This is a genomic window from Winogradskyella luteola (assembly GCF_019203985.1).
In the GTDB taxonomy this organism is placed as follows: domain Bacteria; phylum Bacteroidota; class Bacteroidia; order Flavobacteriales; family Flavobacteriaceae; genus Winogradskyella; species Winogradskyella luteola.
In genome coordinates this window covers 11975-24438 of sequence record NZ_JAGSPD010000008.1, presented here as the reverse complement: position 1 = coordinate 24438, position 12464 = coordinate 11975, and the positions used below count along the sequence as shown (strand labels likewise).

The 12464-nt window shown below is 35.3% G+C and carries 11 protein-coding genes; 9 read left to right on the top strand and 2 right to left on the bottom strand.

All coding sequences use genetic code 11. The features are described from left to right. The first annotated feature begins 4 nt into the window (after positions 1 to 4). The 7 genes from KCG49_RS10685 (at position 5) to KCG49_RS10655 (ending at position 7570) form a co-directional block, all read left to right on the top strand. Positions 5 to 865, top strand: coding sequence for a hypothetical protein (locus tag KCG49_RS10685; protein WP_218546435.1), 861 nt, complete (start codon positions 5 to 7; stop codon positions 863 to 865). A 94-nt stretch (positions 866 to 959) separates the two neighbouring features. Next, positions 960 to 1646: a succinate dehydrogenase cytochrome b subunit gene (locus tag KCG49_RS10680; protein WP_218546434.1), complete on the top strand. Its 687-nt coding sequence runs from the start codon at positions 960 to 962 to the stop codon at positions 1644 to 1646. Between the two features lie 12 nt (positions 1647 to 1658). After that, complete coding sequence (locus KCG49_RS10675; RefSeq protein ID WP_218546433.1) at positions 1659 to 3659, top strand: fumarate reductase/succinate dehydrogenase flavoprotein subunit; 2001 nt, start codon at positions 1659 to 1661, stop codon at positions 3657 to 3659. 16 nt (positions 3660 to 3675) lie between these two features. Next, positions 3676 to 4035, top strand: a complete 360-nt coding sequence (locus KCG49_RS10670; RefSeq protein WP_218546431.1) for a hypothetical protein — start codon at positions 3676 to 3678, stop codon at positions 4033 to 4035. Positions 4036 to 4054: 19 nt separating this feature from the next. Next, positions 4055 to 4801 (top strand): succinate dehydrogenase/fumarate reductase iron-sulfur subunit, encoded by a 747-nt coding sequence (locus tag KCG49_RS10665; RefSeq protein WP_218546430.1) that lies wholly within the window; start codon positions 4055 to 4057, stop codon positions 4799 to 4801. 78 nt (positions 4802 to 4879) lie between these two features. Then, positions 4880 to 5788: a M20/M25/M40 family metallo-hydrolase gene (locus KCG49_RS10660; protein ID WP_218546429.1), complete on the top strand. Its 909-nt coding sequence runs from the start codon at positions 4880 to 4882 to the stop codon at positions 5786 to 5788. A gap of 9 nt (positions 5789 to 5797) precedes the next feature. Continuing rightward, complete coding sequence (locus tag KCG49_RS10655) at positions 5798 to 7570, top strand: MutS-related protein (RefSeq protein ID WP_218546428.1); 1773 nt, start codon at positions 5798 to 5800, stop codon at positions 7568 to 7570. A gap of 146 nt (positions 7571 to 7716) precedes the next feature. Here the strand turns inward: KCG49_RS10655 and rpmA are convergent, their stop codons facing one another. Further along, positions 7717 to 7977, bottom strand: a complete 261-nt coding sequence (rpmA, locus tag KCG49_RS10650; RefSeq protein WP_110474587.1) for a 50S ribosomal protein L27 — start codon at positions 7975 to 7977, stop codon at positions 7717 to 7719. 41 nt (positions 7978 to 8018) lie between these two features. After that, positions 8019 to 8720 (bottom strand): 50S ribosomal protein L21, encoded by a 702-nt coding sequence (gene rplU, locus KCG49_RS10645; RefSeq protein ID WP_218546427.1) that lies wholly within the window; start codon positions 8718 to 8720, stop codon positions 8019 to 8021. Positions 8721 to 9021: 301 nt separating this feature from the next. Between rplU and KCG49_RS10640 the strand changes: the two genes are divergently transcribed. Both KCG49_RS10640 and KCG49_RS10635 read left to right on the top strand, forming a co-directional pair. Continuing rightward, positions 9022 to 10341, top strand: coding sequence for a M16 family metallopeptidase (locus tag KCG49_RS10640; protein WP_218546426.1), 1320 nt, complete (start codon positions 9022 to 9024; stop codon positions 10339 to 10341). Positions 10342 to 10360: 19 nt separating this feature from the next. After that, complete coding sequence (locus KCG49_RS10635; RefSeq protein ID WP_218546425.1) at positions 10361 to 12439, top strand: insulinase family protein; 2079 nt, start codon at positions 10361 to 10363, stop codon at positions 12437 to 12439. Positions 12440 to 12464: the final 25 nt, after the last annotated feature.

Genomic DNA, 12464 nt, shown 5'->3' with positions numbered 1-12464 from the left:
AGTGATGAAACCAAATAAAATCCTACTGCTGTTAAGTTTTATAATTTGCTTCTCCTGTAGCGAAGATCAAGATGATAATCCACAACCCAATCTTATAATTAAGCTCAATTTTGATGCTAACCAAATACGTTTAGACAATTTAGGTCAACCAGCAACAATCCCCAATGGTAATGCTGCTCAAACTCCATTGATTAAGAGAATGAGTGCCAATTATATAGAATTTGCTCCGACAGCAACAACACTTTTAGGACAAGGAGAAATAATTTATGAAGGACCAGAAACAAATGCTGGAGGTGATATGGCAATCAATTTTCAACAGTCAATTTTTGCAGGGGATGATGACGTATTTTTAAGTATACCTTTAAGCCAAGTTGAAACCGGAACTTATGAATGGGTAAGAGTGTCTCTGGCCTATCAGGAAGGCGATATTTCAATCTACAATGGTAATGACGATTTTACAGGAACTTTAGCCAGCTTTGTTGGTTATAACAACTATATAACGGAATTTGATTTAAATGGAAGTACCATTATAGTTAATGACGATAAACTTCAGGGATTTTGGGCGTTTGAAGCCTTAGGATTCACCACACAAGGACAAGCGCCAGAAGGAGTTACTACAGTACCAAATCCATTATTTAATACATCTCCCGTTCCACAAGGGTCGTGCGTTGTTACAGGTCAATTTTTAAACGCATTTACCATCACAGGAAATGAAAACCAAGATGTTACGGTAACATTATCTTTTTCAATAAACAATAGTTTCGAATGGACCGAAGTCAATAACGATGGGAAATATGAGCCTTCGGCTGGTGAGCAAGTGGTTGATATGGGACTTAGAGGCTTAGTGCCTAGTGTTTCTAATTAAAACCATTCTAAATAAATAATTATACCACACTACTGTTGGCAAAACGCCAATTCTACTGTATTTTTGTAAGACTAACAAAAAGTTTAGATCTACAATGAGCGGAATTTTAAATTCGTCGATTGGAAGAAAGTTTGCCATGGCAATTTCGGCACTCTTCCTAATGGTTTTTTTATTACAACATTTTGCAATCAATATTTTATCAGTTTTTAGTCCAGACACTTTCAATGATGTATCTCATTTTATGGGTACATTTTGGGTAATTCAATACCTTTTGCAGCCCGTTTTAATTTTTGGCGTTGTGTTTCACTTTGTAATGGGCTTTATTCTAGAATATAAAAATTGGAGCGCAAGAAAGATTGGTTATGCAAAAACAAGTCGTTCTGCAACCTCAACTTGGATGAGTAGAAATATGTTATTAACAGGTGCAGTCGTATTAGCATTTATGGTGTTGCATTTTATCGATTTTTGGATTCCTGAGATTAACACAAAATACATTGTTGGTGATATGAGTGGTCTTGTAGATCCGGTTAATACCGAAAGTGGTTTTAGATATTACGAAGAATTGGTACACAAGTTCCATCATCCATTACGTGTAGCTGCTTATGTAATATCATTCGTACTTTTAAGCTTACACCTATTACATGGTTTTAATTCTGCTTTTCAGTCTGTCGGAGCCAATAATAAATATACCAAAGGGCTTAAAGGTTTTGGTAAAGTGTACGCTATTGGAATACCTCTAGGATTTGTATTTATAGCTTTATTTCACCATTTCACCCACTAAATAAAAGATAATATGTCAATATTAGATTCTAAAATACCAGAAGGTCCTTTAGCGGACAAGTGGACAAAACATAAAAACGACATCAACCTTGTTAATCCAGCTAATAAGCGGTTAATAGACGTAATTATTGTTGGTACAGGTTTGGCTGGTGGTTCTGCTGCTGCTACCCTTGCAGAGCTTGGCTATAATGTAAAAGCATTCTGTTTTCAAGATTCCCCAAGACGTGCACATTCAATTGCAGCACAAGGTGGAATAAATGCTGCAAAAAACTACCAGGGTGATGGAGATTCAACATACAGATTATTTTATGATACTGTAAAAGGTGGTGATTACCGTTCGCGTGAAGCCAACGTTTATCGTTTAGCTGAAGTATCGACAAATATCATTGACCAATGTGTAGCACAAGGTGTACCTTTTGCAAGAGAATATGGTGGACTTTTAGATAACCGTTCTTTTGGTGGTGTATTGGTATCACGTACATTCTATGCTAAAGGTCAAACAGGACAGCAATTACTATTGGGTGCTTATGCAGCTATGAATCGTCAGATTGGTCGTGGTAAAATAAAGATGTATACACGTCACGAAATGTTAGATGTTGTAATTGTTGACGGAAAGGCAAGAGGAATTATAGCACGTAACTTAGTTACTGGCGAAATAGAAAGACATTCTGCACATGCTGTTGTATTAGGAACTGGCGGTTACGGAAATGCATTTTATCTTTCTACATATGCTATGGGAAGTAATGTAACTGCAGCATGGAAAGCTCACAAGCGTGGAGCCTTTTTTGCAAACCCATGCTATACGCAAATCCACCCAACTTGTATTCCTGTTTCTGGAGACCATCAATCTAAATTGACTTTGATGTCCGAATCGCTGAGAAATGACGGACGTATTTGGGTACCAAAACATAAAAAAGATGTTGATGCCATTAGAAATGGAAGTTTAAAACCAACAGATTTAGCAGAAGAAGATAGAGATTATTATTTAGAAAGACGTTATCCAGCCTTTGGTAACTTAGTGCCTCGTGATGTGGCATCAAGAGCCGCTAAAGAACGTTGCGATGCAGGTTATGGTGTTAACCAAACCGGTGAAGCGGTTTACTTGGATTTTGCTTCTGCGATTGAGCGTTATGGAAAAGAGCAAGCTTACGTAAAAGGCTTAAATGTTGATGACAAAGTAACCGTAACTAAACTTGGTAAAGAAGTCGTAGAAAACAAGTATGGAAACTTATTCCAGATGTACGAGAAAATCGTAGATCAGAATCCATATGAAACACCAATGATGATTTATCCAGCGGTTCACTATACCATGGGGGGACTTTGGGTAGACTATAATCTCATGACTACAGTTCCTGGTCTATATGCTATTGGAGAAGCAAATTTCTCTGACCATGGCGCCAACCGATTAGGAGCTTCAGCTTTAATGCAAGGATTGGCTGATGGCTATTTTGTGTTACCATATACAATAGGTGATTATTTAGCACATGATATTAGAACAGGAGAAATTCCTACTGACACAAAAGAATTTGACGAAGCAGAGCAGAAAGTTCGAGGTGATATTGAAAAGTTTATCAATAACGAAGGCTCTAAATCTGTGGATCATTTCCATAAGCGTTTAGGAAAAATTATGTGGAATAAATGTGGAATGGCACGTAATGAAAAAGATTTAAAAGAAGCTATTACCGAAATTGCTGCATTAAGAGATGAATTTTATAGAGATGTATTTGTGCCTGGTACAGAGCACGAATACAATGAAGAGTTGGCCAAGGCAGGTCGTGTCGCAGATTTCTTGGAGTTAGGGGAATTATTTGCAAAAGATGCTCTAGAACGTGAAGAATCTGCTGGTGGACATTTTAGAGACGAATACCAAACAGAAGGTGGCGAGGCAATGAGACGTAAAGAGTTTCAGTATGTATCGGCTTGGGAGTATAAAGGGCAACCTAGTGAAGCTGCACATCACAAAGAGTCTTTAGAATATGATAATATTGAAGTAAAAGAGAGAAGTTACAAGTAACATTATAAATTTATTTATGAATAATTCAATCTTAAAAATAAAGCTCAAGCGTGTAGATCCTGTTAAATATGCAATTATTGCAACATTGACATATCTGGCTATTATGTTATTAATATTTGTTCCGATTATGTTAATTGCATCAGCTGTTGGAGCCACTCAAGATTTAGCCGGTGGTTTTGCCATGCTTGGCGGTGGCATTTTTGCCATTATATTTATTTTGATTATTTATGGAGTTATTATATTTATTGTAACATTATTAGCGGCTCTACTTTTAAATTTTATTCTAAAAAAAACTGGCGGATTACCAATGGAGTTTGAGAATACGGAAGTAGATGTTACTCAAATTGGTCAAGATTTTTTAAAAGAAAAATATTAGACATTAAATTCATAATCGCATGAATCTTACACTTAAAATATGGCGTCAGAAAGACGCAAATGATAAAGGAAAAATCGTTGATTATCCTGTTAGTGGTATTTCACCAGACATGTCTTTTTTAGAGATGTTAGATGTTCTCAACCAAGAATTGATTGAGAAAGGAGAATCACCAGTAGCATTCGATCACGATTGCAGAGAAGGTATTTGCGGAACATGCTCTTTGTATATTAACGGTAGAGCTCACGGTCCACAAACAAAAATTACGGCATGTCAATTGCATATGCGTAGTTTTAAAGATGGAGATACAATTTATATAGAGCCTTGGAGAGCTGTAGCGTTTCCTGTGGTTAAGGATTTAATTGTAGATCGCACCTCTTTTGATCGTATTCAGCAAGCGGGCGGTTTTATTTCTGTTAATACGTCTGGTAATACTCAAGATGCAAATGCTATTCCTATTGAAAAAGAAAACGCAGATAAAGCATTTGATGCTGCAACTTGTATTGGTTGCGGAGCTTGTGTAGCAAGTTGTAAAAACTCCTCTGCGATGTTATTTGTGTCTGCAAAAGTATCGCAATTTGCTCTACTACCACAAGGACAGGTTGAAGCTACAGATAGAGTATTGAATATGGTGAAGCAGATGGATGATGAAGGTTTTGGTAATTGCACCAATACTGGAGCTTGTGAGGTGGAATGCCCAAAAGGCATTTCTTTAGAAAACATTGCACGTATGAATCGCGAATATTTATCAGCAAGTCTTAAAGGCTAAAAATTATAACTTATATTTATTAAAAATCCTGAGTTAATCCTCAGGATTTTTCTTTTATTTGATATCAAATCCCTAAACATGAAGAACGAGTTATTTGCGCTATTACTTTGCTTATTGTCTATTACGTTTAATTGTGCACAAAATACAGAAGCAAAAAAAGCCACATTTAACAAAGCAAAACTCCTAGAACGTGTAAAAACTTTAAGCTTTGACACATATCAAGGCAGAGCAACAGGAAGTGCTGGTGCGCAACTGGCAAGAAACTATATAATTAAGACTTTTAAAGAGTTGGGAGTTCAGCCTTTCCGAAACTATAAACATTCTTTTGATTTTCATCGCAAAGAAGACACTATCACCGGCACAAATATTTTAGCTCTGGTTAATGGCTCAACATATAAAGATAAATACATAGTCGTTAGTGCGCATTACGACCACTTAGGTATTGGGAAAAATGGGCAAATTTATAACGGTGCGGACGATAATGCATCTGGTGTCGCAGCTTTATTTTCCTTTGCAGAACACCTAAAGAAAAACCCACCCAAACACTCTGTAATTCTAGCAGCCTTTGATGCTGAAGAAATGGGATTACAAGGTGCGAAGCATTTTGTAAAAACTATTGAAAAAGATAAGATCATTCTCAATATTAATATGGATATGATAAGCCGTAGTCAAAAAGATGAATTATACGTGGTTGGTGGTAGATACAACGATAAATTGAAATCGATTATTGATAATTTAGAAAATGAAACCACAACTAAATTGTTACAAGGACACGATGGAACTGATGGGAAACAAAACTGGACAATGTCTTCGGATCACGCCCCTTTTCATTTAGCAAAAATTCCCTTTTTATACTTTGGTAATGAAGATCATGAAGCTTACCATAAGCCAACAGACGATTTTGAAGCTATAACACCACAGTTTTATAAAAATGCGGTCGAGATTATTTTAGCTGTTTTTAATGGTGTTGATGCATCAGGACTATAATTTATTAAAATGCAAAACCCAAGTTCATTTTATAAAGAACAATTAAAAAAACACAATACTGAATCTAAACGCATATATAAACAAATGGGATTGTTTAGTGTGCTTAGACTTTCTGTTTTTGTAATGGCCGCGTTTGGTATTTATTTAACCTTTCAAAATTGGCAAACTGCAGTTATTATAAGTGTTTTTGGAATCACTATTTTCTTGTTTTTACTATCAAGGTATACAGATTTAAAGGCTCAGAGATTTCTACACAAGAGGCTAGCGATTATTAATGAAGAAGAGCTAAAAATAGCGTCAGGTGATTTTCACAACAGACCTAATGGTTCACAATTTCAAAATCCAAAACATTATTACAGTTTAGATATCGATTTATTCGGACGAGGTTCTTTCTTTCAATTTATAAATAGAACAACCATTAAGGAAGGTACAGAAACACTCGTTAAGCAATTACTTGCAAACGACACCTCAAATATAGCAGCCAGACAAGAAGCTGTAAAAGAATTAGCGGCATTGCCAGAATGGAGACAGCATTATTCTGGAGTAGCGCAAGGTGTAGACATAGAACATTCGGCAAAGTCTGTAATTAAATGGTTAAAGGATTATCAACCCTTTTTAAGCACAACGCTTTATTGGTTAACAATTGTCTTTAGTATAGTATCTGTTACCATTGTAGCTTTAGGGATCCTAGAAATTATTCCTATAAAATATGCTGGTTATTGGCTACTTTTTGGTCTTGCCATTACAGGTAAATATTTAAAAAAAATCAATAACGTAGCCCAAAATACAGAAAAAGCTAAAGACACCTTTAGACAATATGCACTACTTTTAAAACAGATTGAACAAAAAGAATTTTTATCTCAATTATTAAAAGAACAACAACAGAAAATACAATCTGAAGATTTAAAAGCATCTCAAATATTTTCAAAATTCTCAAAAGCCTTAGACGCTTTAGACAATAGAAACAATTTTATTTCTGCCATTTTCGGCAACGGCTATCTTTTGTGGGATATTAGACAAACCTATCATGTCGAACAATGGATAAATACCTATGCAGATAAGGTGGAAACTTGGTTTGAAGTGGTAACATTTTTTGATGCATATAATAGTTTAGGAAACTACGCCTTTAATCATCAACAGTTTACTTACCCTATAATAACTAATGAAAACGCTACAATTTCAGCAAAAGACTTAGGGCATCCATTACTAAAGCCAGAGAAACGAATTAATAGTGATTTAGAACTAAATGAAGAGCAGTTTTTTATTATTACCGGAGCCAATATGGCTGGTAAAAGTACCTTTTTAAGAACTGTAGCACTACATATAGTTATGGCAAATGTTGGTTTGCCAATTTGTGCCAAACAAAGCAAGTATAAGCCCATTAAACTTATTACAAGCATGCGCACTACCGATTCCTTAACAGACGACAGTTCGTATTTCTTTAGTGAATTAACACGGTTAAAATTCGTTGTAGACACCGTAGAAAAAGATAAAAACTACTTCGTTATTTTAGATGAAATTCTAAAAGGGACCAACAGTACAGACAAAGCGATTGGCTCAAGAAAATTCGTAGAAAAATTAGTAAAGTTGAATGCTACAGGAATTATAGCAACACACGATTTGAGCCTTACCAAAATCGAAGCAGAATTAGAAGCTGTAAAGAACTATTTCTTTGATGCTGAAATCAAAAATGATGAGCTCTTTTTCGATTACAAACTCAAACAAGGTGTTTGCCAAAATATGAATGCAAGTTTTCTGTTAAAGACAATGGATATTGTTTAGTGTCTTTCTGAACAAAGTGAAGAATCTCTGTTTCATCATATTACTTAAGTAGATTAGACTTCTCCATTAGTCCTCTGAACGACACTAAACAAAAAACCCTTCTCTATTTGCAGAAAAGGGTTTAATTTTTTAAGAAGTAAAATTCCTTAAGCCTCAAAAGGCTCAATAGAAACGTAAGACTTATTGTCTTTCTTCTTGGTAAATTTTACTAAACCATCAACTTTTGCATGTAAAGTATGGTCTTTTCCTTGGTATACATTCTCACCTGGGTGATGCGTATTACCACGTTGTCTTATGATAATGTTTCCAGCAACAGCAGCTTGTCCACCAAAAATCTTAACACCTAAGCGTTTCGATTCTGATTCTCTACCGTTTTTAGAACTACCAACTCCTTTTTTATGAGCCATTGTCTTAAGGTTTTATATTATTATACTTAAGTGGTTAGCGATTAAGCTTTACCACCATCTAATTCGTCTTGCCATTTTTTAAGCTCGTCCCACTTACCATCAGCAGCTAATTTAGCTTGAGCTGGCCAAGTATCAGTAACATGGTTACCACGAACGTTAGCGATAATTTCAGAAATTGCTTCTGGCTTAGCTTTAGCCAAATCAGCAAAGGTAGCAATACCAGCTTCTACTAAAGTAGAGGCTATTTTTGGTCCAATGCCTTCAATTTTCTTTAAATCATCTGCTTTACCTGCTGCTTTTTTTGCAGCTGGTTTAGCTTTTGGTACTTCCTTCTTTACTTCTGCTTTTGGTGCAGCAGCTTTAGGTTCAGCTTTGGCAGCTGAGCTTGTCGATGCTTTAGTTTCTTTCTTCGGTGCAGCTTTTTTAGCTCCAGAAGCAGTAATGCCTTCAATAACAATTTCTGTTAAGGCTTGTCTGTGACCATTTTTAACACGGTAACCCTTACGTCTTTTCTTTTTGAAAACTATCACCTTATCACCTTTGAGGTGCTTTAAGACTTTAGCACTTACTTGTGCTCCGTCTATAGCTGGGGCGCCTAAAGTTACATCGTTACCATTTCCTATTAAAAGAACGTTGTCGAAAGAAACTTTCTTACCTTCTTCAGTAGCTAAACGGTTAACAAAAACTTTTTGGTCTTTTTCAACTTTAAATTGATGCCCTGCTATCTCTACAATTGCGTACATAGCGTAACGTTTTTATTAATTTGTTTATAAATCAAAATGCGCTTTTCTCAGAAAGCGGATGCAAATATACTCCTAAAATCTTAATCTACAAACGTTTTAAGGCTTTTCGGGTGGTTTATAATCAAATCTTAAAAGTATCAGATGGTAGGTATTTAATATTGAGCAACTTTTAATAGAGTTTTCACATTTAATTATGTTAAAAAAGACGAATGATTCCTTATTTTTGCAAGGCTTTGTGTAACAATCTACATTAGAATTAGACAAACACTAAAACAATTTTAAAACTTAAACACTATTAATAATGAAAAAAAGCTTATTTACTCTAGCGCTTTTGTTGCTTATTGGGTTTCATACCAATGCGCAACAAGTAGAATTTGAGGAGTACGATTTAGATAATGGGATGCATGTTATTTTGCATCAAGATAATTCTGCTCCTGTGGTAACAGTTTCAGTAATGTACCATGTCGGTGCTAAAGACGAAGATCCAGAACGTACAGGTTTTGCTCACTTTTTTGAACACTTATTATTTGAAGGAACAAAAAATATCCCACGTGGGGAGTGGTTCAATATTGTAACCTCTAATGGAGGAAGCAATAATGCAAACACCACTGATGATAGAACTTACTACTACGAAGTATTTCCTTCTAACAGTGTAGAACTTGGTCTTTGGATGGAGTCGGAACGTTTATTGCATCCTGTTATAAACCAAATAGGTGTAGATACACAAAACGAGGTTGTAAAAGAAGAGAAAAGATTGCGTGTAGATAACCAGCCTTATGGAAACATTCTAGCTGAAGTTAAGAAGCGTATGTTTAAAGTTCATCCATACAAAGGGACTACGATTGGGGAAATGGAGCACTTAGATGCTGCAACTTTAGAAGAGTTCCAAGCTTTCAATAAAAAATACTATGTCCCAAATAACGCTGTATTAGTTGTTGCCGGTGATATTGATAAAGCTGAGGTCAAAAAAATGATTCAAGATTATTTTGGCCCAATTCCTAGAGGAGCTGAAGTAACTAGAGATCTTCCTAGAGAAGAACCAATTACTGAGTCGATGAGAGATAAGGCTTATGACCCTAACATTCAAATTCCTGCTGTAATTGCAGCATACAGAACACCTTCTTTTAAAGATAGAGATGCTTATGTTTTAGATATGATCTCACAATACTTAAGTGGTGGTAAAAGTTCTGTACTTTACAAAAAAATGGTAGACGAACAGAAGCAAGCACTACAAGTTGCCGCAGTAAACCTTAGCCAAGAAGACTACGGAATGTATGCCTTGTTTGCTTTACCATTAGGTGATGTATCTTTAGATACACTGATTACAGAAATGGACGAGGAAGTAGCAAAAATACAAACTGAATTGATTTCTGAGCGCGATTATCAAAAACTTCAAAATCAATTTGAAAATCAGTTTGTAAACTCAAACTCTAGTGTTTCTGGTATAGCAAACTCATTAGCGCGTTATTATATGTTATATGACGATATTAATTTGATTAATAACGAAATTGACATCTACCGCTCTATTACAAGAGAGGAAATGAGAGATGTTGCTAAAAAGTATTTAAATCCTAATCAGCGTTTAATTCTTGAGTATTTACCAAAAAAAGATGATCAATAAAATAAAAATGAATAGTAATATGAAAACTAAAATATCAGCATTTATTGTATTGTTTTTAATGGCAATGGGTGTAAATGCACAAATAGATAGATCTAAAATGCCTGAGCCAGGCCCAGCTCCTAAAATTACATTAGAGAAGCCAGGTGAGTTTAAGCTAAATAACGGTATAGAAGTGCTAGTGGTAGAAAACCACAAATTGCCTAGAGTTTCTTACTCACTTAGAATTGACAACAAGCCCATCACAGAAGGCAAAAAAGCTGGTATATCTAGCATACTTGGTGCTATGCTAGGTAACGGAACTACAAACATTCCTAAAGATGAGTTCAATGACGAAATTGACTTTTTAGGAGCACGATTAAGTTTTGGGCCACAAAGTGCTTTTGCAAGTTCTTTGTCTAAATATTCAAATAGAATAATTGAGTTAATGGCAGATGCCGCCATCAATCCGTTATTAACTAAGGAAGAGTTTGAAAAGGAAAAAGAGAAACTTATTGAAAACTTAAAATCTCAAGAAAAAAGCGTTGATGCTGTTGCCGGCAGAGTTGGTGGAGCTTTATCTTATGGAAAAAATCATCCAAGAGGCGAATTTGTTACTGAAGAAACTGTAAACAATATTGAGTTTGGTGATGTATTGGCGTTTTACGAAAAATACTTTAATCCAAACAATGCATATTTAGTAGTTGTTGGTGATGTGGACATGAGTGAAGTTAAACGACAGATTAAAGATCATTTCGGTAAATGGGAAAAATCAGCTGGTGTGGACATTACAATTCCAGAGCCAAATCCTAATGCACAATACACACAAATTAATTTTGTGGATATGCCAAATGCAGTACAATCTAATATCTCATTGACTAACAATGTCGATTTTAAAATGAATGATGATGATTATCACGCTGTATTGATTGCCAATAAAATCTTAGGAGGTGGTTTTGGTAGTTATTTAAACATGAATCTTAGAGAAGAACATGGCTATACTTATGGAGCACGTTCAAATATTAGTACAAGCAGATGGAATGCATCTCGTTTTACAGCAGGAGCAGCAGTAAGAAACATGGTTACAGATAGTGCAGTTGTAGAAACGCTTAAGGAAATCAATAGAATTAAAACTGAACCTGTAGATTCTAAAGATTTAGCCAATGCAAAGGCAAAGTATGTTGGTGATTTTGTTTTGGCTTTAGAGCGTCCGCAGACTATTGCAAACTATGCCTTAAACATTAAGTTAAATGATCTTCCGGAAGATTTTTATTCTACTTATCTAAAGAAAATCAATGCAGTTTCTAAAGATGATGTTATGCGAGTGGCTAACAAACACTTTAAACCAGAAAATGCACGTATTGTTGTTGTTGGTAAAGGAAGTGAAGTACTAGAGAATCTTGAAAAAACAGGAATTCCTATTATGTACTATGATAAATATGCTACTAAGACAGAGAAGCCTGTTTTTTCTAAGCCATTACCTGAAGGTTTAACCGCAGAAACTGTAATTAAGAATTACGTAAAAGCAGTTGGAGGTGAAGATAGTTTGAGAAAAGTCAACTCTACTTTAATCGTTTCAGAAATGACAATCCCAGGAGCCCCGTTTAAGCCTAAAGCTACCATAAAGCAGATGGCACCAAACAAATTCCACATGGAGGTGGTTGCTGAAGGTATGGGAACCTTGATGAAGCAAAACTTTGATGGTGAAAATGGATATATGGAACAACAGGGAAGAAAAATTCCTATGGAGGAAAAAGAATTGTCTTCAAGAAAAGCCAATAAAGGATTATTTGAAGAACTATACCTTGAGCCTTCGACTATTGAACTGGATAGCAAAACAACGATTGATGGAACAGATGTTTACAAAATTACGGTAACTGAAGACGGTAAGTCATCTTTTAGATATTATGACGTGGATACAGGGTATTTGGTAAGAACCGAGGAAACCAACGAAGGACAAGGGCAATCAGTGACTACCGTAACAGACTTTTCTAACTACAAGGATGTAAACGGAGTTATGATGCCTTATACAATGAAAGTTACTACTGGCCCTCAAGCATTTACTTTTGAGACTAAGGATGTAAAAGTAAACGAAGGCGTAACAGCAGAAGATTTTAATTAAAAATCTATTTTAATTATTATGAAAA